The 23521-nt window shown below is 69.0% G+C and carries 21 protein-coding genes and 5 pseudogenes; 14 read left to right on the top strand and 12 right to left on the bottom strand.

What is annotated here, in order from left to right; translation table 11 throughout:
• The first annotated feature begins 244 nt into the window (after window positions 1–244).
• Complete coding sequence (locus tag GA0115254_RS14000) at window positions 245–1447, top strand: hypothetical protein (RefSeq protein WP_141720820.1); 1203 nt, start codon at window positions 245–247, stop codon at window positions 1445–1447.
• A gap of 200 nt (window positions 1448–1647) precedes the next feature.
• Here GA0115254_RS14000 and GA0115254_RS14005 read toward each other — a convergent pair whose 3' ends face one another.
• From GA0115254_RS14005 to GA0115254_RS44450, 3 genes are all read right to left on the bottom strand, one after another.
• Entirely contained in the window at window positions 1648–2958 is a 1311-nt protein-coding gene (locus tag GA0115254_RS14005; RefSeq protein ID WP_093895604.1) for a hypothetical protein, read from the bottom strand.
• A 393-nt stretch (window positions 2959–3351) separates the two neighbouring features.
• On the bottom strand, window positions 3352–4227 hold the full coding sequence (locus tag GA0115254_RS14010) for a hypothetical protein (protein ID WP_141720821.1): 876 nt from the start codon (window positions 4225–4227) through the stop codon (window positions 3352–3354).
• The gene (locus GA0115254_RS44450; RefSeq protein ID WP_218105540.1) at window positions 4224–4376 is read right to left on the bottom strand and encodes a hypothetical protein; all 153 of its coding nucleotides are present in this window, start codon (window positions 4374–4376) and stop codon (window positions 4224–4226) included. Before GA0115254_RS44450 ends, GA0115254_RS14010 begins: the two co-directional genes overlap by 4 nt.
• A gap of 363 nt (window positions 4377–4739) precedes the next feature.
• Between GA0115254_RS44450 and GA0115254_RS14015 the strand changes: the two genes are divergently transcribed.
• On the top strand, window positions 4740–5285 hold the full coding sequence (locus tag GA0115254_RS14015) for a hypothetical protein (RefSeq protein WP_093895606.1): 546 nt from the start codon (window positions 4740–4742) through the stop codon (window positions 5283–5285).
• 66 nt (window positions 5286–5351) lie between these two features.
• Here the strand turns inward: GA0115254_RS14015 and GA0115254_RS14020 are convergent, their stop codons facing one another.
• On the bottom strand, window positions 5352–6092 hold the full coding sequence (locus GA0115254_RS14020; protein ID WP_093895607.1) for a DUF6303 family protein: 741 nt from the start codon (window positions 6090–6092) through the stop codon (window positions 5352–5354).
• A 219-nt stretch (window positions 6093–6311) separates the two neighbouring features.
• On the opposite strand from GA0115254_RS14020, the gene GA0115254_RS14025 reads away from it, so the two are divergent.
• The 6 genes and pseudogenes from GA0115254_RS14025 (at window position 6312) to GA0115254_RS14045 (ending at window position 14081) form a co-directional block, all read left to right on the top strand.
• The gene (locus GA0115254_RS14025) at window positions 6312–6686 is read left to right on the top strand and encodes a CU044_2847 family protein (protein ID WP_093895608.1); all 375 of its coding nucleotides are present in this window, start codon (window positions 6312–6314) and stop codon (window positions 6684–6686) included.
• A 43-nt stretch (window positions 6687–6729) separates the two neighbouring features.
• Entirely contained in the window at window positions 6730–11097 is a 4368-nt protein-coding gene (locus tag GA0115254_RS14030; RefSeq protein ID WP_218105541.1) for a serine protease, read from the top strand.
• A 483-nt stretch (window positions 11098–11580) separates the two neighbouring features.
• Window positions 11581–11751: pseudogene (locus GA0115254_RS46010) on the top strand (conjugal transfer protein TraA); the annotation flags it as partial.
• A gap of 271 nt (window positions 11752–12022) precedes the next feature.
• On the top strand, window positions 12023–12622 hold the full coding sequence (locus tag GA0115254_RS46015) for a hypothetical protein (protein WP_256102567.1): 600 nt from the start codon (window positions 12023–12025) through the stop codon (window positions 12620–12622).
• 105 nt (window positions 12623–12727) lie between these two features.
• Window positions 12728–13312: a hypothetical protein gene (locus GA0115254_RS14040; protein ID WP_093895610.1), complete on the top strand. Its 585-nt coding sequence runs from the start codon at window positions 12728–12730 to the stop codon at window positions 13310–13312.
• A 37-nt stretch (window positions 13313–13349) separates the two neighbouring features.
• A complete protein-coding gene (locus tag GA0115254_RS14045; RefSeq protein ID WP_256102568.1) occupies window positions 13350–14081 on the top strand; it encodes a hypothetical protein in 732 nt (243 codons plus the stop codon).
• 234 nt (window positions 14082–14315) lie between these two features.
• On the opposite strand, the gene GA0115254_RS46020 is transcribed toward GA0115254_RS14045, so the two are convergent.
• Window positions 14316–14456 (bottom strand): hypothetical protein, encoded by a 141-nt coding sequence (locus tag GA0115254_RS46020; protein ID WP_256102569.1) that lies wholly within the window; start codon window positions 14454–14456, stop codon window positions 14316–14318.
• Window positions 14453–14752 carry a hypothetical protein gene (locus GA0115254_RS14050; protein WP_256102570.1) on the bottom strand — a complete coding sequence of 100 codons (300 nt, stop codon included), beginning with the start codon at window positions 14750–14752 and terminating at the stop codon, window positions 14453–14455. Before GA0115254_RS14050 ends, GA0115254_RS46020 begins: the two co-directional genes overlap by 4 nt.
• Before the next feature lie 636 nt (window positions 14753–15388).
• Here GA0115254_RS14050 and GA0115254_RS14055 point away from each other — a divergent pair.
• Complete coding sequence (locus GA0115254_RS14055) at window positions 15389–15793, top strand: hypothetical protein (RefSeq protein WP_176740115.1); 405 nt, start codon at window positions 15389–15391, stop codon at window positions 15791–15793.
• 10 nt (window positions 15794–15803) lie between these two features.
• Here GA0115254_RS14055 and GA0115254_RS14060 read toward each other — a convergent pair whose 3' ends face one another.
• A complete protein-coding gene (locus tag GA0115254_RS14060; RefSeq protein ID WP_093895611.1) occupies window positions 15804–16259 on the bottom strand; it encodes a helix-turn-helix domain-containing protein in 456 nt (151 codons plus the stop codon).
• Window positions 16260–17300: 1041 nt separating this feature from the next.
• Between GA0115254_RS14060 and GA0115254_RS44455 the strand changes: the two genes are divergently transcribed.
• Window positions 17301–17597, top strand: coding sequence for a hypothetical protein (locus tag GA0115254_RS44455; protein ID WP_176740116.1), 297 nt, complete (start codon window positions 17301–17303; stop codon window positions 17595–17597).
• A gap of 32 nt (window positions 17598–17629) precedes the next feature.
• Here the strand turns inward: GA0115254_RS44455 and GA0115254_RS46025 are convergent.
• From GA0115254_RS46025 to GA0115254_RS46030, 4 genes and pseudogenes are all read right to left on the bottom strand, one after another.
• Window positions 17630–17725: pseudogene (locus GA0115254_RS46025) on the bottom strand (DUF6207 family protein); the annotation flags it as partial.
• Between the two features lie 98 nt (window positions 17726–17823).
• A pseudogene (locus tag GA0115254_RS14070) lies at window positions 17824–18193 on the bottom strand (IS630 family transposase); the annotation flags it as partial.
• Between the two features lie 107 nt (window positions 18194–18300).
• On the bottom strand, window positions 18301–18813 hold the full coding sequence (locus tag GA0115254_RS14075) for a hypothetical protein (RefSeq protein ID WP_093895612.1): 513 nt from the start codon (window positions 18811–18813) through the stop codon (window positions 18301–18303).
• Window positions 18814–19210: 397 nt separating this feature from the next.
• Window positions 19211–19315: pseudogene (locus GA0115254_RS46030) on the bottom strand (IS630 family transposase); the annotation flags it as partial.
• 69 nt (window positions 19316–19384) lie between these two features.
• Here GA0115254_RS46030 and GA0115254_RS46035 point away from each other — a divergent pair.
• From GA0115254_RS46035 to GA0115254_RS14100, 4 genes are all read left to right on the top strand, one after another.
• The gene (locus tag GA0115254_RS46035) at window positions 19385–20338 is read left to right on the top strand and encodes a transposase (RefSeq protein WP_093895613.1); all 954 of its coding nucleotides are present in this window, start codon (window positions 19385–19387) and stop codon (window positions 20336–20338) included.
• A gap of 538 nt (window positions 20339–20876) precedes the next feature.
• The gene (locus GA0115254_RS46040) at window positions 20877–21188 is read left to right on the top strand and encodes a ricin-type beta-trefoil lectin domain protein (protein ID WP_256102571.1); all 312 of its coding nucleotides are present in this window, start codon (window positions 20877–20879) and stop codon (window positions 21186–21188) included.
• 316 nt (window positions 21189–21504) lie between these two features.
• Window positions 21505–22068 (top strand): TetR/AcrR family transcriptional regulator, encoded by a 564-nt coding sequence (locus GA0115254_RS14095; RefSeq protein ID WP_176740117.1) that lies wholly within the window; start codon window positions 21505–21507, stop codon window positions 22066–22068.
• Window positions 22065–22619 carry a hypothetical protein gene (locus GA0115254_RS14100; protein WP_093895615.1) on the top strand — a complete coding sequence of 185 codons (555 nt, stop codon included), beginning with the start codon at window positions 22065–22067 and terminating at the stop codon, window positions 22617–22619. Before GA0115254_RS14095 ends, GA0115254_RS14100 begins: the two co-directional genes overlap by 4 nt.
• 664 nt (window positions 22620–23283) lie before the next feature.
• Here the strand turns inward: GA0115254_RS14100 and GA0115254_RS43135 are convergent.
• Window positions 23284–23521: pseudogene (locus GA0115254_RS43135) on the bottom strand (helicase); the annotation flags it as partial.

Raw genomic sequence — 23521 nt, forward strand, 5'->3', positions numbered from 1 at the left:
AACCCGCCCTACACGCAGGGCAAGGAGTCGCTGCGCGACCAGGCCAGCGCTGTCATGGAAGCGGTGGACCTGGCTCATGCACCCGCCGTCGGCGACAAGCTCGCCCGACTTCACGCCGCCTGGCTGCTCCTGCACGAGCTGGACACGATGACGGTCACCCCGCAATACAAGCCCGGCACCGACCTGGACACCCCCCCGCCACCGGCTGCTGGAACGTATCGCCGCCCGCCACCCCGACACCGCCGTGCCCCTGGCCGCCGCCAGGGACCAGCCCAACGCGCCCGCCATGCAGGCCGCCGCCCACGCCTACCTCGACCGCATCCTGCCGCTGTGGCCACGCATCGCCGCCTGGACCGATCAGGCCCGTACCGACTACACCCAAGAGGTCGACGACCTGCGTAGCTCCGAGCCCCGGCGACCCAGTGGCCCTCCCGAGACCGAAGCCCAGACGGCACTGCGCACCGCACTCGCCCCTCTCGCCGTACCGGCCGCCCTACCCCATCACGCGGCCGCCGCCCTGTGGCGCAGTCACTCCGGCCGTGCCACGGAACAGGCCAGCTGGGACATGGCCGCACTGTCCGCCCGCATCAACGACCTCGCCCTGGCTCATGCCGACGACGGCGACGCCGCCCCGGGGCAGCGGGGCGACGCCCGCACCCAGGCCGAGCAAAACCTCACCGCCGTCAGCAAATTTCATGACGAGCACGTACGCACCCACGCCGCGCGCGGACACCTGCACTCTCTGGCCGCCTCCCTGGTCAGCCTCGACAAGGCATACCGCACTCTTATGGACGGCATCTGGAGCATCGCCCAGGACCGCCGTGATCAGCACGACTCGGCAAAACGCCCGTGGAACGGCCACGACGAACAGCAGGCCACCGCTGACCTGGAACCAGTCGTGCAGACCGGGGAGACTCACCTGGAGCGCCTGCGCCAGAGCCACCTCGAGCTCACTCAGCACGCCCTGACCGAACTGCTCCCGCAACTCAGCGACATCCCGCCCACCAGCCACCGCGCGTACACGATGCGCAACCACATCGCCCCCCTGGATCTCCTCAGACGAGATCTGGACGAGCTCGTCGCGCAAGTCGATGCGTGCCGCCGCGACCGCGACGCGATCCGCACCCTCCTGGACAAGGGGTCAGGCTTCGGCGAGGCAGCCGCCACCGACCACGACCTGGCCGTTGCCGAGCGCCGTCTGCAGACAGTGCAGCGCCGCTACGCCGACACACAGACTGAGTTCGCCTTGTCGGTGACGGTGGGCCGAACCTTCGGCCAGCTGCGCACATCCCCGCCCTCCGAGCATGCCGACACCACCAAGCACGCCGGAGGCGCCGAACCAGGGCTGCACCGTTCCCGCCGTGCTGGCGCGACAGAGCACAGCCAAGCAGCCATGACCGCGCTCCGCGCATCGGCAACCAGTGCTGAAGGCATGCAGGCCGGCTGATGCGCAGTCGCTGGGGCGCGTAGAGCAGATACTGGAGAAAGCACGGAGGGTGCTACCTCGGGTGTGTGCAACGAAGCTAGCCCGCCTCGACTCAGGCCGCGGCGTCGCAACGGCGTGGCCGTGGAGCTCGCGGCTGCCCACGACAACTCCTCGCGGACCGGGCTCGCTCGAGTGAATCCGGCCCTTGCGGATACGCGGGCCTAGCCGTCGTACGGCTCGTGAGCGGGCACCTGCCCCTCGCTGCGCCGACGCCGGTCGCCGGTGAGCGCGACGATCCGGTGGACGGGCACGGCGATGGCCGGGTGACCGCCCGTGGGGACGAACATCACCCGACCGGTGTCGGGCTGGTAGGACGTCACCGTGCCGTACAACCGGTGCAGGAAGGTCTCGGGGCGGGACCCGCGCTCCACGTCCAGGCACAGCACCCAGTCCTTGAGCCAGTGGATGGGCTGCTTCTCCAGTACCGCCGCCGCGGGGCCGGGGTGATCGTCGTCGGGGACCCAGCTGTACTTGCCGACGACCAGGTCGTTGTACACCTCCAGCGAGTCGTCGTGCCCGCTGTAGCCGACCCGCTGATTGCGCTGATCTCGCCGTACTGCCCGGGCCGTCGTCACCATGGCCGTGGGCCTGGCGCCCGCACCGTCGTCTGCGGCGTCCGCCGGCAGATAGGGGTAGGCGCCGCGCAGCAGCGCCAGCACGTCCCGCTCGTCGGGCCCGGCGGTGCCGGCGGGAAGGTCTGGTCCCAGGGCGATCCGCTGCTGGTCGTCGCGGGTGTGGTCAGCGGCGTGCCGGGCGGCGAAGCCGGGAACGGCGAGCACGACAGCATGGTCGGGCTCGATGCTGTAGCCGGCGCGGCGGCTACCGAACGGGACGGTGGGGCCGTACTGCTCGTACTGGGCCAGATAGGCAAGTTCCGCATCCTGCTGCCGGGTCAGCGGCCATCCGGTCACCAGCATCAGCTGCTGACCGTCGCCGCCCTTGCCCGGGGCCCCTTGCAGCGCTTCCTCCAGTTTGTCGCAGCAGTCCAACACGTACTGCTGCCAACGGTGCTGGAACTCGGCATCCGCCCATTGCGCGGGAGAGGAGAACCGCGCACCCGCCACAAGGGCCGGCTCCGGCAGCGCCGTCACATCACTCACGCGCGCCCCGCCCCAGGCGGCTTCCACTGCCCGCATGGCCGCCGCACGCGCCGCGCCCGCCTCGCCGCCCTGGTCCCGGACACCGCTCCACGCCCGCCGGATGGCCGCCCACGCCTCGAATGGCACCGCCCACCGGGACTTGAGCACCGCGGCGGCCAACTGCAGGCCCTCCCGCTGCACCTCCCCGTCGGCGGCCACCGCATCGCAAGCCCCACTGACCGACGTCGCGGAGCGCGCCGCAGGCGCCGCAGCCCGCCACCGGGCCAGCACTGTCTCCGACCGCTCCAGTACCGCCGACCATGCCTGCAGCATCTGCCGCGCGCCCGCACCGACCGAAGGATCACCCGCCCACGGCTCCAGCCTGCCGCGCACGCCCGCATCACGGTGCCGGGCCGCCTCCCTAACCCTCCCAGGACCGCGGGCCCGCCTCATGCTCCTCCAGCCTGCGCACCCGCCCGTCAGCAGCCACGACCTCGGCCGCAGCTCGCCACAGAGCCTCCTCGCCCGGCTCCACACGCACCACAGCAGAACAGTGACGGCATACCTGCTCACAGGCATCCAGCAGAGCCCGCGGGCTGCCCGTCAACCCCTCCGCATGCCGACAATGGCTCCGCCACTGGGACCCGTCGGCGGGAACACCGACTGGTACGCCCGGTTGCCGAAGGACACCACCCCTCCGACGAAGGGCATCCTCGTGATGCGGTCCATCTCCTGTAGGCGCGGCCTCCACCGCCCCCCCCCGGCGACCCACCGACCTCACCTTCGTCATTCCCCCGGGCGAGCCCGAGCCACGTAGGCGGTCAGCTCGGCGCGCAGGTCCCGCCCCGCCCCGGCCACGGGCTGACGCTGCAGGGCCACGAGCTCGTCCGCACTGAGGCCGTCCACCCACGCCACCATCCGCCGGTGCTCCGCCTCTTCCTCGTCACGCAACTGTTCGTCGTATGGGTCGAGCTCTACCTCCTCGAGGATGCCTCTGAACCGGCGCCTCTTCTCATCCTGCTCACAGCGTTTCTCATATTCCTCGGCGACTGCGCACGGGTAGACCGCGGGCGGGCGAGGCTCGGCAACGATCCGCCGATGCGCGGCGAGCAGGGCATCGGCGGTCGCCCGACTGGCGCCCCAGGCCGCAGCGAGCGCGGCGAGCTGCTCGGCCTTTGGGCGCTGCCCCATGAGGATGTTGCTGATCGCGCTCTTCGACAGTCGCCCGGCCGCTCCGGCAGTAGCCGCCAGCGCCCGTACCGCGGGCTTTTCGGCCTCCAAGTGAAGGCGGTTGAGGGCCTTCGTCAGACCTAGCCAGGTGCTGACCCGCCCCGGGACGTAGACAGGCGCGGGCCAAGTCTTGGCCGGAACCGGAGCAGCCTGCTGCGCCGTCTTGCGAAGCCTCAGGCCGGTCTCCTCCAGAGCCCGGCGGGCCTGATTGTCGGTCGCCTTTCTGCTGCCCCAGGCGTAGGCGCTGACAGTTCGCTTGGTGGGCAGACCGCCGTGCAGCGCCCGGCGCAGCGTCTGCTCGGCCACCGGCCGGCCGAACTGCCCGGCCCAGAAGGCGAGGCGGGGGAAGGTCAACTCCCCCTTGGCCTCGCGCATCCACGCGCGCAACGCGTCCAGCTCGGCCCACGTGCCCAGACGGACCGGGCGGCTCACCGGCTGCCCCCGGTGCATGAGCCGAGCAGGCAGTCGAGCCGACCGGGCACCAGCAGCGCCCCAGCCGCCGCGGCGAGCGCGAACAGGACGGCGGGCACAGGCCGCTGGAGAACGCTGAGCACTGTCACGGCGGCCACGACCGAGACCACGACCAACGCCTCACCCGCGCCGACCCGCCCACACTCTCTCTCGGTGATGGGGGGCGGCCCGGACGGCGGGGGACAGGAACAAGACATGGAGGCACCTCGGAATCGTCTGGAGGGAGCATGCGCAGCGCGGAGCGAGAACCACTCCGGCGCGGTGACACCGATCGTCCCAGCGCCCCCGGACGCTGCGCGACCTGCTCACCAAGGCCCCCCAAGAGGCGTACCTTCCCGCCCGGTCGACGAGCGCAGGTCAGCCGCAGTGAGGTCACTTTTCTGTCCACGCCCCCTCTCGCCGCCGCCTGACCCCAGAGGCCAAGAGGCCCACAACGCCCATGGCCAAAAGAGCTGTCCGACTACGCTGTCCCCATGTCCGTCATACCGGCCCTCTTCCGCGAAGCCGAGACCGACCACCCGGCCATCGCCCAGTGGTGCTCCACCATCCTGGCCGGTGACACCGCCCGCCTCCTGCTCCTGGGACCGCACTGGTCCGGCAAATCCCACACCGCCTACGCCGCGCTGCGCCGCCTGACGGCCGCCGGATACCGCGAGGCGGACATCACCGTCCATCAAGCCCTCGACCTCAAAAGCACCTACGAGCCCGGCATCATCGAGAACACCACCGCGGTCACGGTCATCGACGACCTGACGCTCTCCGTCGACCTGGCGCGTGAGGCGACACGGCCACTGGAAACCGACCCTGCGGATGCTCAGGCGATGATGGCGTTGGAGGCTGGGGCCCTCGCGGACGCCATCGCCCGCCTGAGCCTGCTGCCACGGCGCTCCTGGCTCTTGATCGCCTCAAGCACCGAACGGCTCATCGAAACAGTCGGCCAGGAGACCACCGACCGCCTCCTCGCCGTAGCCGAGCTGGCCGAACTGCAGCAACGCCCCCGGCCGCCTCAGCGCTGGTAGCAGTCGGGCGGGGCCGCATCAGGCTCATCGTTCTCGGTGACGGCCCGACGCTTCCCTCCTCCACACTCATACGGCCTCCGGCCCCTCACTCACCGCACCTTGAGCGACCCGTGGAACGTAAGGCCCCTGCGGGTAATCGGGATCGGTCGGCCGGAGGAAGCTCTGGAGCGCCTCATGCCGCGCCCGCAGCGGATCGTCGGGCAGCGCAGGGAGCGGCTCGCCGTACGGAAGGCCCTCGCGGTCGGTATGGACCACAGCGCGGTACTGCCTGCCCTCACCCTGCGCCATGGTGAATCCGACGAGCTCGTGGCCGTCGAGCACACGGAACTGGCTGCCGTCGTGATCGATCACTCCACCGTGGTGCACGGCCAGACCGAGCGCGGGCCAATGCGCCGCCTCCGGCCCGAGCAATTCGGCCAGATCCTCCGGGGCGACCGGTCCACGCTTGCCACGCGGCGCGTCACGCACCACGGTCGTTGTTCTGCGCCGCCCCGACACCGGAACGGCCGGTGCCCCCTTGGTCTCCGCAATCGGGCGCACCAGCGCCTCACCGACAACTGTGGCGCCCTCACCACGGAAGGACGGGATTTCCGTCCAACGCCACACGAGGCCCGGGGCCGGGTCTGCCGGGGCGAAGCCGAGCGTGGCGAGCGCCCGGGTGCGAGCGGCCACCGAGGGAGCCGTCGGCCCGGCAGGGAAATCGTGCTGCACGCTGCCAGCCCTTCCGAGCAGAGCGGTATCGACCCACAGCCGCCACACGCCGCCGACGCCCTCCTGAGGGCTCAGGAATGCCATCACTTCCGTCATGAGCTGTCCGATCCTCCAGGCCGCCACATCATGCGCGCAGGCCAGACCTTGGCGTCCATACCGACGGCAGCGTACGGGCAGATACGGGGTCAACGCACATGAACATTCCGCGATTGATGCGCACTGGATGCGGACAGTAACTACTGTCCCCGGCAAGGCGGTGCGGCCGGAGACGGGTGCCGCTACGATCTCCAACTCCCAAGTAAATGGAGGAGAGCCATGAGCGACCGCCCCGTCCACACAGTGGAAGTTCCTCTGGGTGACGGCAGCAATGAGTCCGTGCGTGTCCAGATCCGGGAGGTGGACGAGACGCTCGTCCGCGTGGGCCGAGGAGGCCGCTCCATTGCGCGGGCCGAACGGTCACTCGGGCAGATGCTGGACACCGTGCGCCCCGTGGCGGAGAGCTTTGTGGGGCGGTTCAGGGGGCTTGCGAACGCGCCGGACGAGATCACACTGGAGTTCGGGGTGTCACTGTCGGCCGAGGCGGACGTGGTGATTGCCAGCACGGCGACGGCGGCCAATTTCTCCGTGAGCCTCACCTGGAACAGGAGTGATGCGAGAGACTCCAACGGAGATACCGCGACGGGCAGTTGACTCGATCGGGGCACAAAGAGGGCGCGATTGCGCGGAGGTCACAGTGACGAGGGTTCAGGAGCGGGACGCCGATGAGGCGGAGCCGGCACTGGTCTCGGCGGTCGTCCGGGTCAAGGGGCCAGACGGTGCGATCGGCGGCGCGGGCTTCCTCATTGCTCCGGATCTGGTGCTGACCTGTGCCCATGTGGTGTCGGACGCGTTGGACCGGCCCCGGGAGGACACGGTTGAGGCCGGCACCGAGGTCACGGTCGACGTGCCACTTGCCGGGAACGCCGAAGGCGTCGACGGGGGCGACCACGGTGCCGAGGTCCAGCGCTGGATACCGATCAGACCCGATCAGACCGGGGACATCGCCGTGCTGCGATTGCGGCACCGGATTCCCGGAGCCAGTCCGCTTCCCATGGCTGACCCGCAGCGCGGCGTATGGGACCACGATGCGCGCGCCGTGGGCTTCACCGACGACAACCCGGATGGAATCTGGCAAAGCGGCAGGTTCCGTGGACCCACCCGCCAGGGCTGGATCCAGCTCTCGCGGGCCAATGGCGAGGCCGTGTACGTCAAGGGAGGCTTCAGCGGCAGCCCTGTTTGGGACAACGAACTGGGTGCCGCCGTCGGGATGATGGTGGCGGCGCAGCCGGTGCGTGAGGCCCAGCAGGCATTCGTACTGCGGATGAGAACCCTGCTGAAGGAAGTGCCCGAACTCACTCCGTTCGTGAGCCCGGCCACGCCCTTCCGCGGTCTGTCCACCTTTCAGGAAGACGACGCGGAAGTCTTCTTCGGCCGGGACGACGACATCGAGCGAGTGGTCACCGCGCTGCGGGGCGATCAGCCCACCGTCACGGTTTACGGGCCGTCGGGCTGCGGCAAGTCGTCGCTCGCGCTGGCCGGTGTGGTGCCGAGGATGCGGCAGGACGGCTACCTGATTCTGCAGGTGAACGCCGCACATTTCTCCTCCCTGCGGGCCGCACTCGCCACCGAACTGTTCGAGATCGTGAGGTCGAGGCAGCATGGGCCCCCGCGCGCGCAGAGCGCCAACCAGGTGGAGTCGTGGCTCGCCGAATTAGGGCTGGCGGACACCGTCCACCGTGCCCTTGGTTCGTCGGCTTGCCGGCTCCTCGTCGTACTCGACCAGGCCGAAGCACTCTTGGACAGCTCCGAGGCCGTGGCCGAGGAAGTCGCTGGTCTACTGTTCCCCGAGCGGCAGCAGAACGTGTTACGGGTGCTGGTCACGCTGCGGGCCGATTTCATGGACGCGGCACTGAACCACGCACGCCTCGGCTCCGCGCTGAAGAAAGGTGTGACGGTCCCACTCACGCCGATGTCTCGGGACCAGCTCGCAGAAGTGATCAGTGAGCCGATCAAGCGTATCTCGGCCGTGGAGTACGAGCCGGGCCTCGAGCGGCGCATCGTCGACGACGCGGGCGGCGAACCGGGAGTCCTGCCCCTGCTGGGATTCGTCCTAGCCCAACTGTGGGAGCACCAGGCCGCTGGACGGTTGCGGACCGCGACCTACGAAGAAAACGATGGCGTGTCCGGGGCCCTGAAACTCCATGCCGAGCACGCGTGGAGGGAGTGCGTCGAGAAGCAGCACGAGCGCAAGGACGGGGACGAGGACGAAGAAAAGAAGGAGGCACTGCGGCTGCTCACCGGCCTGGTCCGGGTGCTGCCGGGCAGCGAGGCTCCACTGCGCCGCATGCTCACCCGGGAAGAAGCCGGTGAGACGCGATGGCGGATCGCGAAGTCGCTTGCCTCGCGACGCCTGCTCGTCCTGCATGGGGATGAAGAGGAACCGCAGAGTGCCGAACTCGCCCACGAGGCGCTGATCAGCGCCTGGCCGACCCTGGCGCAGCAGGTGAAGGCCGACGGAGAGTTCCTGGTCGGCAGGGCTGAACTCGGGCACGACCTCGACCGTTGGCAGAAGGCGAACAGGTCCCCGGACCTGCTGCCCGGCTCACTGCAACTCCTGTCCCTGCGCAATCGGTTGCACGACCGTGAAGCGGAGCTCGCCCCGGAGGAACAGGAATTCCTAGTCATCGCGCAGCGGCATCACCGTGCGCGGCGGAACCGAGCACGTGCCGCGTGGACCGCGGTCGCGCTGGTGCTTGCGCTGATTGCCGGGCTCGGCACCTTCCTCGTCTACCAGTCGCAGGTCAGCGCCCAGCGGGAGGCGGAAGGGCGGTCGCGTTCGCTGGCCGTTCTCTCGGACGAGCTGACGAAGCGGGATCCGGGGCTGGCCGCCCTGGTCGCGATCGCAGCTCATGACGTAGCTCCGACCCGGGAGGCCCGCAACGTACTGCTGCGCAGATACGACCAGCTCAAGGGCAACTCCTGGGTACTGAGCGGCACCGAGTCACCGGTGCAGGACCTGGCGACGAGCGCAGACGGAACGGTGACCCTTGTGACGACCGAGGTCGGAGGGGCGGTGAGCGGGCAGAGCGGCGCGGTGTTGTTCGTCCGCGGGGCAGGGGGAAGGATCCATCGCGAATATCTGCGTCTCGCACGGCAGGTCCTCTACCCCCTGGTGAGCAAAGACGGGCGGAGGATCGCCTACTTGTCGGCGCAGCAGGGCGGCACCCTCGTCTGGCACGACGTGCATCGCGACGCCAAGGACGTGCTGGGCCCGGCGAACACGATCCGCAGCAGCGACTTCAAGGACTCGTCGCAGACGTCGTTCGGTCAGGCCTTCGGCCTCGCGGACTTCTCCCCGGACGCCGGTGAAGTGGTCAGGGTGGTCAACGGGCGGACCCGGATCTGGGATCTAGCGACGGGAAAAGGCCGAGGGCTGCCCTCGCGCGTGCCCGCACTGGAGAAGGCATGGTTCGGCCCGGACGAGAACACACTCGTGGCCCAGACGCGGTACGGCACCAAGGCGGTCTCGGAGACCTCGGTGATGGCCGTCGACATCGTTACTGGGAAGACGCGGGAGCTGGTGGGCGGAGTAAGCGTGACACCCGAGGTGACGCCGCATCTCGTGATGTCGGGCGACGGCAGCGTGCTGGCCCTCTGTCAGGGACAAGGTAAGCGGGACATCGAGTACCGGGCTGTACGCGTGGCGGACGGACGAGTGCTCACCACCTATGATCCCGATGCCTATGAGCCCGACTCGACCCAAAAGAACTGCAGCCCAGGGATCTCCATGGACAGGACGGGAGACCACTTCGCGGTGCGCAGGACTGGGAGGAGCTGGTCACTCGTCGACACGCGGCCGGGCAAGGGAGTGGAAGAAGCGGAAGGCCCCGGTTACGACGGCGTCGGCGTCAACGTCGACCTGCCCCTTCTCGGGGAACCGGGGGATTGGGTCCTGGTCACCTGGGACGAGACCGCCGTGACCGCGCGGCCCTTGTACGTGGGCACCACCAATGCCGACAGTCCTCCCGTGCTGCTCGGCAACGGGAGCAAGATGCTGCTCCGTAGTGGCGAGACTGGCGACCAACTGCGTCTTGTCGGCATGGACGTACATGGAAAGGAGAAGACCCTCAAGAAGGTAAATCGGCCCTCGAGGGACAAGTCGATGGACGGCTACCGGGAACCCCCGGAAGTGAAGGTCAACCAGGCCGAGACGCTCGCGGCCGACCTCATCGGCCGGAACAAGATCCGGGTCTGGGTGGTCCCGTCCCTGCGGCAGGTCACGGACATCACGACCGCCAAGCCCCCGGCCGACAAGGCCGGGAAAGCAACGGACGAGATGGAACTCTACTTCGTTGACGACGACGAGCTGCTGACGGTCTCCGGCAGCCGGATCGAGCACTGGAACGCCCATAGCGGCCAGCGTCTGTCGAAGACGATCGACGTACGCGACCTGGGACTCACCGAGAAGAACCCGCCGCAGCTCACCGTGGGCCCCTATCCGAAGCCTGGATACACACAGATCATGATCAAGGGAAGCCCGGTCGTTCATGCCGTGAACCTGCGAACGGGCAAGGAAGACAAGGCGCTTCGGCTCGCCTTCGGTCCGCAGGTCAACCAAGCCGTACTCAACGGTAGCGGACGGTACGCAGCCGTGCAGACCACGGGCAACATGATGGAGGTGTGGTCAGTATGGCCCGGGCGACACATGGAGAGGGTGCTCGGTCCCTTTGGGCCCCTCCAGTCATACGGCCGGTACCGGTCAGCTTTCCTGCAGGATGGCTCGGAGCTGTTTCTGGCCAACGGGAGCTTCGTGCGCTTCGAGAACGCGGCCGATCCCGGCGACGGAGATACCTACAACTTCGCGGAGGAGCAAGAATTCCTCGCGTCCTCCGAGGACGGCAAGACCCTGCTACGGGTCGACAACGACCACCACGTGGACCTCCTCCGCCTCGACCCCGAGCTCTGGAAGAACCAACTGTGCGACATCCTCGGCCGCGACCTCACCGAGGACGAACGCCGGGGCCTTCCCCGGTGGCTGCCGCACGGGATCTGCCCGGACTGAACTCGGCCGGAGACCTCACGCCTGAGCACGCCGGATCCACGAGCGAGGTCGTCCCTTTGAGTTCGATCACGAGGAGAGTGGAGTGACCAGCAGGTCGAGAGTCGACACAACCGCAGCGAACTGTGGCCAGGCAGGTGATCCACTCGCCGCTCGGGGCAAGAGCGGCATACTGGGGGCCGGTCGCGAGCCAGCGGATCTCGACGAGGTGTTCGTGATCTCGCCAGTCTCATACTTGCGCAGGACGTCCAGTTCACCGTTGAGGCGAGGGACGCGAGCCCACCGCACCGCTGGTTCGGTGGGCAGTGCCCTCACGCTGGGTAGCCTTCGATGTCGCCAACCAGACCAAGATTGCGCACCACTGCCCAACGTCAGCGTTGCGTATGAAGCCCGGATTCCGGCGTTTCCGCAGGACCCAGTGCGCCCGAAGGCGCGGAGCCTACAGCGACCGTGCCCCGGGAGGTGACGCCGGGCCTGCGCCCCGTCATGGAGATAGCTGGCGTCGACCAGGAGCTCATCGACTGGTCCTCCACCCGCCGCGAGCAGATGGCGCCGGTGCTGGAGCGCATCACCGACGAGTACGTCAAGAAGCACAAGCAGCTGCCCGGCGAGCGCGGCCGCAATGGCCTGGGCTGGTGGGCGGCGCAGGACACCCGTAGGGAGAAGAAGACCCCCAAGCCCTTGGAGCAGCTGCGCGCGTGGTGGCGTACGTCCGCGATCCTCAACTTCGGCAAGGCGATGGTCGACGGGCTGCTGGAGCGGTGCCGTGCGGCCGGGAAGGCGATCCGGGCCCGGGTCGGCCCGAGGGTGGACACCGCGCTCGCCGCCGTCGACGTCGCCGCCATCGTCTTCACCGTCCGCAACTCCTTCGCCCGCCGCCACGTCCTGGCCGAAGCCCGCCGGCACCTGCTGGAGACCCTGCGCGGCCGTGCGTTCACACGCGGCCTGGACGACTACATCGCCGACGCGGCCCTGTCCCGGCACTCCCGGCAGCTCACCGTGCCGCAGAAGGGCCGCCGGGCCCCGGCACACCGGCGGCAAGCCGCCGCGGGAGTCGAGCCGGCACGAGCGCGCCCGGGTCGCCAGCCTCGCCCTGCAGAACGCGATCCGCGACGCCCGGATCCTTTCCTCCGCGCGGGACGAAGCGCCCGCCGCAACGGCATCGGCCGCCGCGCGCGCTCACGACCAGAACCACGACCAGGCGGCACCGCACACGGTCGACCACCCGGACCGGGACGCCGCCCTCACTCCGGCGCAGCAGGCCGCCGCCATCCAGGCCCATCAGCAGGCCGCGATGCCCGAGGAGTACCTGGAGGGCCGTACGACCGATCCCGCGACGTGGCTGCACACACCGAAGAACCTCGCCCGGCTGGCCGCCTTCACCCAGGCCGCCGAAGCCCGCAGCCGCATCGTCGCGGACGGACCGCAGCCGAAGCAGCCGGCCAAGGACGCGGCCGACCCCGCCCGCCAGCAGCAGCACCACACCACGCAGCCCGATCAGGGCAGGGGAGCGGGCCGGGACCGCTGACGGGGACGCCAATCGGCCAGCGGATGGCCGATTGGCGACTTCACCCGCGAGGCCCGGCGGACCGGACTGAGAATCGGGGGCGTTGGCACCGGCACGGGAGGAACCTTGACCGACCTGCACGAACCCCTGGAACCGCTGGAGAGCTACCCCGACGAACTGCCCCCGCCCCGCCAGCGCGGCGACGTGAACCTGGTGGGCCTGCTCAGCGTCGCCGACGACCTCGCCCGCAGCCTGTCCGCGCTGAAGATCCGGGTCCAGCCCCACGACCCGAAGAACCCGTTCGTCAGCCCCGAGAAGGCCCGCGAGAACACGGAGAAGGAAGTCGACCGGCTCCTGGCCACGGCCGTCTACCTCCAGCGCCACGCCCACGCCGCGATGCTCGGGCGGTGCGTCCTGGGCGCGGACTCCAAGGAGGACTGCTCCACCGAGGGCGCCAACCTCCAGCTCAACGTCTGGGACGACACCACACGCCGGGACATCGTCGAAGACGGCACCACCGGCTGCGTCGACCACACCGTCGAAGCCGCCCGCCGGACCATGGCCGACCCCGCCACCCGCAAGATCCTCCTCGCCTTCGTCCGCGACGACGAAGGCACCGCCGTCTCCCGCGCCCTCGGACTCGGACCGGACGACACCGACCAGTTCCTCAACCGCGGCCTGACCCTGCGCCCCGAACACCGAGCCTCCTGACCCCGCCGCCCAGCACCGCCCGCATTGGAGCGCCACGTTGACGTTCGAGCCAGTCGACCTGAACCTGACCGATCCAGAGAAGGGCTACCTGCACTTCGTCCTCTACACCGAGGCCCGCCGCGGCTACGCCTCGTCGTCGCTGAACGCCGTGCTGGAGATCGAGGCGTCCCAGACCGTGACACCTCACTTCCAGGAGTGGCGCAGCAGGCTGGAGCCCTGCGAGCCGAACGCGATGCACTGCACGCTCGTGGTGCCGACGGAGATCCCGTCCTTGTTCCCCCCGTGCGTCGCAGAGGACAAGGACAGCCCGTCGGCCATCGCCGGATCGGGCTGTACCTGCCGCCAGACCTTCTACGACCCCGAGTTCGGGCTGCCCGTCGTTGCCGAGCACTTCAAGCACGCGGGCACCAGCGGAACGGACCAGTGGAGCTACACGACGTACGCCCCGCTCGCACTGCGCCCCGACGACATCTTCAGCAGCTTGATCACCGGCCGCGGCCTGTTCTGGGCCCGGACCGACAAGGGCCTGCTGTCGATCCTGCCGCAGAAGCACGCCGTCGGTTACAACATCGGCTACAACGGCGGCGGCCCGCACGCCCTGGCCGCCTACCTCACCCAGATCGCCCGCAACGACGGAGGGACCACGCCCGCCGGCACCCCCTACGAGCAGGCGCACCCGGCGCTCGTCGTCTGGACGCAGAGCGGCGCGGCCGAACGCGGCACGAACGAGCTGACGCTGCGCGACCTCCAGGACATGCTGGAGAGCTGACCGCTCGCACGCGCTGACGCCCACGGACATCTGGTCCGTGGGCGTCGGCGCGGTCGTCTCCCGGAGCCGCCGGAGGTGAGTGGCCACGGTGGCTCCACAGCGCATCGGGTGGGGAGTGGAGCCCACCGGCGGTGCGGACCTGGTGGAGAGTGGAGGCCACTCAGTGCGCACCAGGTGGGGTGGAGGTTCCAGTCGGTGCGAACCACCTACTCGTTGCCACACGGGCACGGGTCACTAATGGGTGGTGAACCGGGCGTCGGGCAGTTTGTGCAGCCAGCCGCGATCGGCGAGCCTGACCAGCCTGCCCCGTAGCAGTTCCCGCTTGGCCTTCACCCCGACCTCCACCCCCAGTGCCTCACCAACCTCACGGGTCATGACCGGTCCGGGGGCCTGTCGCACGGCAGCGATGATGCGCTGGTAGTCCGGGGGAGAGAGCCCTCGTCCATGCCCGGTTTGTGATACGGAATCAGCACTCCTGGCCGTCCGCTGGCCTGAACGGATCCCGGCTCGCAGGTGACGCGTTCCTGAGCGATTGGCTCCGCCAGTCGTTCGAAGACCCGTTCGGCGACTGCGAGGTCGTCGCGCTCGGCCCGCACTGTGGTCAGCTGCTTGACCAAAACGGCTTCGAGATTGTCTAGTTCCGTACGGCGTGCAGTGATTCGTTCCAGCATGTACCGGATCGTAGAAGGCTGTCACCCAGCACGATGCGCACCACGATGCCTGCGACGGTGGTCTCCACTCCCGGCCCACCTACCCGATGTGCACACGGACCGTGACGGCCACCGGCTGCCATGCACCGATGCGCACCCCTTGACCAGGTCGTCTACCGGGCGCACGGGCCACCCTTGCGGGGAAGTGCAACCCTTGACCAGCCACGGGTTTTCGACGTTTCCCCTTGACCTCACTCGCTATCGCTCCCGGCGATGCCGAGTACCGGTCCGCGGCGCGCCCAGTGGGGAGGGAGATCTCTCCCTCCCGCACCGTCACTGCGCGTAGGACCGGTGTGGAGTCGCTGAGTGGCGTCCACTCCCGCACGCGAAGCGCACACCACTGAGTGGGAGTGGACGCCACTGGGTGGAAGCCATTCGGGGGAGGCGTTGGGTGGAGAGTGGAGCCCACTGAATGGACGCCACCGAGTGGAGAGTGGAGCCCACTCGGTGGACGCCACCCGGTGGGGGAGCGTGGTACACCGTGGACAACTCATCGCGCGGTGCGCGCGCCGCTGCGCACCCACGCGCCGCCCGCCACGGCCGGCCGGTGCGCGTGGTGTGTGTCGAGTGCCGGACGCCGGGTTCTACGATCCGTGCGTGGGACAGACCCCGGCACAGAAGGCCGCGAAGGCGGCACGCGGGCAGCAGCCGAAGAAGCGGCCCGGCAAGGCGCAGCGCGAGGCGATCAAGCGGGCGCAGGCGGCGAAGAAGAAGGCGGGCGGCGGGAAGCCGGCCGCGAAGGCGGTGCCGCGTGGATCGACCCGGGCCGCGTACGGCGGCACCTGCCCGGCCTGCTTGAAGGAGTACGGCAAGGGCGAGGTCATCACGAAGGTGGCCGTGGGCTGGGGGCACCCAGGCTGCGCCCCTCGGAAGTTGTCGGCGGCGGAGCGGGAGTTCGCCCGGAACAAGGCGCGAATCGAGGCCGGCGAGACGTTCCGCGGGCAGAAGCCCTCGGACTGGCGGCTTGGCTCCTCGCCCTCCAGCACGCGCCCCACCCGGTGAGGACCGCAGGCTACGGCGCGGTCGCGCTGTTTTGCTGTGCAGAGGCTCGCAGTCGGGCGTACCGGCCGTTGACCTCGGGCACCTCGGCGTAGAGAACGACGCGGGCGACACCGACAGCCTTCGCGACGCTGGCGATCGTCTGCTTGGGGTTGGCGAGGAGCTCTCGCGCCTGCGCGACCTGTTCATCCGTCATCTTTCGCGGCGGGACGAGCGCGACGGGGTTTCCCTCCTCGTCCCGCTGGATGTACGGGTGCTTCCTTCCTGTGGTCACCTCCCTGGCCGCGGCCCACGCCAAGTCCATGTCGACTTCTCCGCGCAACTCGTCGAGGAAGGCCCGGTAGGCGTCGTCCGCGGCGCTCAGCTCCTCCAGCCCCACCTCCTTGTTGTCAGCCGTCAGGCCGTAGGCGTCCTGGGCCCGTTCCAGCCGAGTGCACACCGCGATGGCTTCCTGCAGGGTCTTCTCCACACCCCTCCAACCCGCTGCCAGGCACAGGGTCACGAAGCACTGCGCTGTCCGGGGGAGGTGTCCTCCGTCACGGACAAATCCGTACGACAGGGGGGTGGTCAAGGAGGAATCGGACACCGTTCGTCGGTGACGGTCAGACCGCGGTCAAGGGGTGCTCCCTCACGGTGGCCCCGGCTCGTGCGCACATCCGCGTACGGGCCGGACGCTCACCGACCTGGCCCGCAGGCCGGAGAAACCGAGGACACCGTGCCCGCCGACCTCACGCCGGACCCCACCCACGAGCACCAGGCCGCCCGTGACCGCTGGCCTTCCGAGGACGTCGACCAGGCCCCGGAGGCCCACTCCACGGGCCCCCCATCGCCCCCTCCACGGCCACTTCGCCCGCCCGGCGCGTATCCGCAGGTCAGCCCCGGCAGAACAGGGCCCCGGGCACGTTCGACAACCCTTCTAAGTCTTCGAAGCAGACATGGAAGCCAACCCACACCCGAAAGAAGGAAGTGCTGAAGGCTCTCGGGATCTTCCAGAGGGCTACCGCTGATCAGCTCTGGCGGATGCTGCGCCCCACCGACCGGCACGACCGGATCACCAGGGACACCCTGAACGCGTTGAAGAGCTCGGGCCTGACCCGGGTGGAGACGCGACTGGAGTCGGGACACCAGCTGTGGGTGCTCACCGAGAAGGGCCACAAGGAAGCCAAGCTGCTGCTGCCGAAGAACGTACGGATCTCCGCGCTGCGCAAGCTCGAGTACGACGACGAAGGCCAGCCGGTGGAAGCCGACGACGAGGACGCGGTTCGACGGCCCTTCCCGACAGCCCTTCCCGACGGCCCTTCCCGACGGCCCCGCCCGACGGGGAGGGCACCGCCGTCGAAGACCAATGGTGCCAACCCCTTCGGCCGCAGAGGGATTTCCGTACCTCCAGGCGGGAAGACGGCCCGGTCGTCCACGAAACGGTGCCGGCAGCAGCCGCCGAGCTGCTCGAGACCCGGGCAGCGCGAGCTACCTGTTCCGCCCGAACTGCCACAGCCACGGAACGAACACAGTGACCAACTTCCTGAGCCGGACCAAGCCCAACAGCGCGAACACCGTGCTGCACTTCAGCAAGGGCGGCGCCCTGACCGGCCCGGACACCTCCAGCAGGTCCTGGCCGAGCCGAAGCGGGCGAAGAAGCTCAAGGGACGAGGACCGGCACGGCCCGACCGTGCTGTTCTGGTCCAACGTCAACCCGTACGGCACCTTCCGCCCGGACATGAACAAGCGCTTGGACCTGGGGCTCGTGGCGCCCCGCCCCCGCACCCCGGCGGACACCGCTGACCGGTCGGTCGCCCGGACACGCTGAACGGCTTCAGGCCCGTGGATGAATGAGCCGTTTTCGGCCATTACGGCGTGGGCGGTTGCCTCGTCGGCGGCGGTGACGTCGAGAACTACAAGGCCGGACTCATCGATGTGCTGGGCGCCGATCTCCATGCTGCCTCTGACACGGCCATCGCCCGGCCGGGTTCGCCGGCGCCGTGCACGCCATCCGTACGAGCGAGGTCAGGCCCCGCCCGGCGGGGCGGTGGTTGACGGCGCCACCTGGCGGGCAACCGGTCGGGGCGCCGTTGTTCGGCCCAGCCCGCGCCTGCGGTGGGGCGGATGCCGAGCGGGCCGAACTCGTCGAAGGCGAAGACCCGGTCCGGGAAGCGGTCCAGGACGTGCTCGATGCGGTCGAGCTTGGCTTCGCGCTCGGGGTCCGGAGATTCCTCCCACGCCTTGGTGCGCTGGAAGGCGGTGCCGCGGCGGGCGAGGAGGCAGCGTAATGCCTCGCGGTCAATGCGGATGATCTGACCGTGGACTTTCCGCAGGTACGCGACCAATTTTGCGCAGTGACCAGCGGGTGAAGGACTGGCCGAGCTTGACCGGTCGGGTGGTGGCCGTCCGGATGACGAAGTTCTCTGCGGTCACAGCGTCAGGTCCTGTCGTGAGAAATGCTGGTCGCAGTCCTGCGGGGACTGCGACCAGCAGGTTGTGCCGTATCGCCACCGATCAGTGGCGATCAGCGGTCATTTCAGCCAAAGGGCTTCCATCGGAAGCCCACGGCCGGTGGTCCCCAGCTCGATGATCCCGAACCCGCCGCCGTACCCACCGTCGATCCAGCCGATGTTGCTGACGTGGGCGGCGCCGTCCACCATCCCTGTCGTGTGGTCCAGGTAGACCCTGACCGCCTCGATCGGAGCGTCCGTGTTGACGTCGCCGACCTGGATGGTCCGGTTGCTGGGAGAGGTGCAGGAGTAATAGGCATCCCAGCCGTAGTTGGAACGGTGTGCTCTGGCACAGAACTCGATCGTGCTGGCGGGGATGTGGAACCTGATTGAGTCGATGCTGATGGCTTGCCCGGTGCTACCGGCCCATTCCCCGTCGCATCTCCAGTCCTGCCAGCCGACCCTCTTGAGGTGAGCCTGGTAGCAGACGGTGCCGGTGGGGTTGTCCCTGGCGCTGGCGGAGCCCGCTCCCATGAACACAGCTGTGGCAGTGACCGCCGCCGCGGCGACTACACGGATCGTACGCTTCAACATGTGTGCTTCCCCGATTCCAGGGCCTCGGATGGCCCGGCGGGCAACGTTAGCGATCACGGTCCGCCGTGTCGTGAATCTGACATCGGCAGTTGCCAAATCGGAGAGTTTGGCACGGAATTGTGAATTCCGCCCGGTCCAGGAGCTGGGCCGGGGCTCAGTATTAGCCGTCTGCCGAGGTCGGCGGCTGTGAGATGGGGCTTGTGCAGCGCATCGCTGTAGAGCCGCATCTCACGAGCCGCCCCGTCCAGGTGCTGCCAGAAGGGAAGCAGCAGCTCGAGATCGTCACCAAGATCGGCCAGGCAGTCGAAGGCGAGCCCCAGCTCGTTGGGTGCGGTTCCAGCTGGCCTGAAGCGCGTCACGATCCATGGCGTCAGTGTCGCCGGTGTCCTTTGGAGGGTCACGCGACTTTCGCCGGTCGTCCGCCCCAGCGGAGGCCCTTCTCGCTGCGGATGCGAGCGCGCTCCTTGCGCTGGGCGGCGAGCACTTCGGGGTGACGGGCGTTTGAGGTGACCCCTGTGGTGTGGACACACCTGACAATGGATCTTGTTGGTCCTGGAAGGTGTAGATCTACGTGGCATGGCCCTCGAAGTACAGTGCGGAGTTCCGGTCCGACGCGATCGCGTTGTGGCGGGCTTCGGCCGGCAGGCGGACGTTCAAGGACGTTGCGGCTGATCTGAATGTCAACCCCGAGACGCTGCGGACCTGGGTGCGTGATGCCGACGGTCGTCCAGTCGCCGCGGGCGCGTCGCAGGACACCGAGGCCGAGTTGGTCCGGCTGCGGGCGGAGAACGCGCGGCTGGCCAAGGCGGAGAAGGAATGGCAGCTGGAGCGGGAGATCCTGCGTCGGGCAGCGGCCTATTTGTGGGAGGCGCTCAGCAGCTTCAAGAAGGTGGTTCACGACCTCGTCGAGATGACCGGCCTGTCGACGAACGTGCTGGCGGACACGTACGGCTTCGGGAAAGGGAAGGTCGCCACCTGGCAGAACGCGAAGCGTGAGGCGCCCAATATCCCGCCCCTGCGGTTCGTCGAGGTGCTGATCAAGGAGGCGCAGGAACGCGCGAATCTGCAGGACGGGGCCGCGGCGGTGTTCCTGCGCCAGTACGGCGAGCTGCTGGAGCTGTACTGCTCGCGGGCGAAGCCGCACAACGTCCACCATCGGATGCTCGCCGACTTCCAGAACACCCTCCTGATCCGCAAGCTCAACAACGCGACGAACGCGGCCCTGGAACAGATCGCCGCACTCACCGAGGAACTGGAGACGCTGCGCGACGACCGGGACGGGGAACGCGAGCAGCGGATCGCCCTGCAGCAGCAGATCGACTCACTGGGAAGCCAGAACCAGAACCGCGCCGCGGAGAAGAGAACAGCCCTGGCAAAGCGGGACCAGGTGCGTGCCGCCCTCGCGCCGTACGAGCACGACCAGCTACCAGTCCCGGTCAGGGAACAACCGCGCGCTGAGCAGCGGTTCGCATACGAACCACCCCCACGAGCCCGTTGTCGCGCTGCCCGGCCCGCCGCCCTCTGACCGTGGTACCAAGCGCTGGGGACTCGTAGTTGCCCTGATCGCGGCCGGGGTCCTGGTTGCCGTCCTCGCTGTCGTCGGCCTCGCTGTCTACGCCGTCATCCGGCTGCTGCCCGGCGATCACAGCGGCCCCAACGACGCCGCCGGCATAAGCCCGGGCCCGGCCCCCGCAGCCTCAACGAACGGCTCTGCCGGGCGCTCCGGCGACACCACCTCGGCTGGAACTTCCACAACGCCCCCTGCGGCCGGGGGCGGATCCGCTCACGGCGGCAGCTCATCGAGCGGTGGCGGAGCCGGCGGCTCATCCACCGGCGGCGCCCCCGGCGGCTCGTCCGGAAGTGCGCCCGGGGACGCGTCCGGCGGCAATGCCACCGGCGGTAAGACGACCAGCGGTAAGACCACTGGCGGGTCGGGTGACGGGGGCGGCTCCGGTGGCAGCAACGCTTCCAGCGGTTCCGGCGGGGCGTCCGGCGCGACCTCGCCGAAGCCGCCTCCGTCCAGTGGCCACTTCCAGCTCAGGGACGTCGGCTACGGCAAGTGCCTGGCCAGGAGCTTCGGCAGCGTCGCGTTCGCCACCTGCGCGGACAGCCCGGCGACCAACTGGACCGCAAAGGCCGGTTCGGGCGGTTCCTACAAGCTGTACAACGAGTCCGCCGACCAGTGCCTGAGTGTCAACTTCGGCCAGCTGTTCATGGTCGACTGCGGCTCCGGGGCCGACCAGAGCTGGCGCACGGGCACCAGCAGCACCGTCGTGAACCTGTCCAGCAGCACGTGTCTCGACGAGAGTTCCGGCTGGCCGGCCCTGGCGTCCTGCGAGCCGTCGAAGTCGACTCAGCACTGGGCGAAGGACTGATCTAGCCGCGACAGGCGTCCCGAGCCCCGCCTCGCGCTGCCGGGCTGAGGGAGCGCTCGGCGCGCAGCGCGGCGACGCCCCTGTGCTCCTGGTCGTCCTCGGCCTCTCCGGCCGTGTTGATGATGTGCGGGTTTTTGTCGGTGGTGGTTCGGCGTTGTGATGTCAGTGCAGTGAGTGTCGGGTTTTTGCCGGTCGGCGACGACGAATGACCAGGCCCTGGTCCACCGTCGCGGCCGCTACGCCACGGTCTGAATCATCCACTCGCCGGCTCCGGTGCCGATTGACGCCCTTGGCTAATGACGTTAGCGTCTGAGCTATGGTTGTTAAGAGCTCGCTGACGCCGGCCGCCGTGGTCGACGTGGCGCTCGGCATCGTGGACGAGCACGGGCCGGACGGCCTCACGCTCGCCGCCGTGGCGCACGGCTGCGGGGTCGCCACGCCGTCGCTCTACAAGCACGTGGCGAGCCTCGGCGAACTGAAGACGCTTGTCGGAGCGCGGGTGCTGGAGGACATGACCGACCGGATCGCGACGACCGTCCTGGGCACCGGCGGCGACGAGGCGGTCACTGGGTTGATGCGCGCCTACCGTGCGTACGGCGCCGCGCACCCGAAGCGGTACGCCGCGCTGCCGATGGACCCGCTGCACGACCCGATCCAGGAGGCGGCCGGCGCGAAGCTCGTCGGCGTCATGTATGCCACGCTGCGCGGCTACGGGCTCGAGGGCTCGGCGGCCGTGCACGCGACCCGGCGCCTGCGGGTGCTCGCGCACGGCTTCGCGTCCATCGAATCCGAGGGCGGCTTCGGCCTGCCGGAAGACCTCGACGACACCTACGACCAGCTCATCCAGATGTATCTCGCCAGCCTGAGGAGCGAATCATGAGGATCCCGCTGTCCGTCGCAGGCGTACTGTTCCTGCTCTACCCCGCCCTCCGCCCGTGGGAGGACGAGTCCACCACCTCGGGTGCCGCCGCCGCGATGGGCTCCACCGCGTGGATCGTCGCGCACCTGTGCGCGATGATCGGGTTCATCCTGGTTGCGATTGCACTGCTGTCGATCAACCGCGTGGCGGCGATCGTGTTCTGGATCGGCACCGGCCTGACGCTGCCGTACTACGGCGCCGAGGACTTCGGCCTGCATGCGATGGCCAACCAGTCGAACGTCCTCGACCTGGCCGAGGACATGCGCTACAACCCGTTCGCGATGACGATGTTCGGGCTCGGGTTGCTGACCATGGCGGCGGCCGCGATCCTCGTCGCGGCCCGGATGCGCACGGTGCCGGCGATCCTGTTCGCGGTCGGGTTCGGGCTGTTCCTGCCGCAGTTCTTCGGTCCGCCCGCGCTGCGGATCGCGCACGGCGTACTGCTCGCGGCCGCCTGCGTGTGGCTGGCCTGGGACGCGAAGCGGGTCCAGCCCGCGCCGGTGCCGGCCTGACTTGAGGTCGTTGCCTCGTGCGTCTGTGGCTCCGACCTGTGGCGCGCGGTACCGCGCAGTCGGTGATCACCGCGATCAAGGTGTTGCTCAACCCCTGATTCTGCGCACGGCGAGTGCGCGCGGAGGCCATTCGGGCGTCCGCTCCCGCAGCCCAAGTCGCGCTGAAGAGCGGGTGTCATCTCAGCTCCCCGAGATCTGCCGACGGCGATGAGATCGGCCAATTGACGCACGACCTGGCTGCGAGGATCTGCCAGCACAGTGAGACTGATCTTGCACACACAGCCCTGAGACAGAAGGCATGTCCCCAGGTCAGCACCTCACGCATATGCAACAGAACGCGAGATCCTACAAGTGCCTCTGTAGCGCTCTCTGAGCGCCTGTCAGCCGTCCCGGGCCCAGTTCGGGGCGGCTGCCGTTTGCGGCCCGGAGGGGCGTACAGCGGTTTCTGATGTGTCGGCCGCCCCGGGAGGGGGTGCCGAGTCGGCGTCGAGCACCGGGCGGCACGTCCTGCCGCCCTGGTCCCAGGTATGCCAGGCATTCAGCATCCAACTGACCGGAATCGGCATATGACTGACAGCAACCATCGCCATCCGATACCGCCGTGCCCACGTGCGAAGCCGCACTGCACTCGCCCGACCCACTTGGACCGGAGGGGCAGAACTGATGGCGGTGCGGCGCGGCGGCGGCCCTTGGCCGGGGCGCTGACGCCCCCGGAGCCCTCACCGCTCCCGCCGGTGCCCTTCCCGCGCTCGTCCTTGCTGACGGGCTTGTAGCGGCTCGGGGCCTGCTGCTCCGCGAGGGTCTCCACGATCCTCGCGTCGTGCGCCCGCAGCGCCTCGAGGAGTTTGGCGAGCCCGCCGAACGCCCGGGACGTGAGCATGTTGTCCACTGTCTCGCCCGGA

The sequence above is a fragment of the Streptomyces sp. Ncost-T10-10d genome (genome assembly GCF_900091955.1).
Classification (GTDB): domain Bacteria; phylum Actinomycetota; class Actinomycetes; order Streptomycetales; family Streptomycetaceae; genus Streptomyces.

Excerpts from the sequence above, each read along its gene's own strand:
- GA0115254_RS14025 (WP_093895608.1), top strand. The coding sequence starts at position 6,312 with ATGAGCGACCGCCCCGTCCACACAGTGGAAGTTCCTCTGGGTGACGGC.
- GA0115254_RS46020 (WP_256102569.1), bottom strand. The coding sequence starts at position 14,456 with ATGACCCGTGAGGTTGGTGAGGCACTGGGGGTGGAGGTCGGGGTGAAG.
- GA0115254_RS14015 (WP_093895606.1), top strand. The coding sequence starts at position 4,740 with ATGTCCGTCATACCGGCCCTCTTCCGCGAAGCCGAGACCGACCACCCG.
- GA0115254_RS14050 (WP_256102570.1), bottom strand. The coding sequence starts at position 14,752 with ATGCTGGAACGAATCACTGCACGCCGTACGGAACTAGACAATCTCGAA.
- GA0115254_RS14100 (WP_093895615.1), top strand. The coding sequence starts at position 22,065 with ATGAGGATCCCGCTGTCCGTCGCAGGCGTACTGTTCCTGCTCTACCCC.
- GA0115254_RS14020 (WP_093895607.1), bottom strand. The coding sequence starts at position 6,092 with ATGACGGAAGTGATGGCATTCCTGAGCCCTCAGGAGGGCGTCGGCGGC.
- GA0115254_RS14075 (WP_093895612.1), bottom strand. The coding sequence starts at position 18,813 with ATGTTGAAGCGTACGATCCGTGTAGTCGCCGCGGCGGCGGTCACTGCC.
- GA0115254_RS14095 (WP_176740117.1), top strand. The coding sequence starts at position 21,505 with ATGGTTGTTAAGAGCTCGCTGACGCCGGCCGCCGTGGTCGACGTGGCG.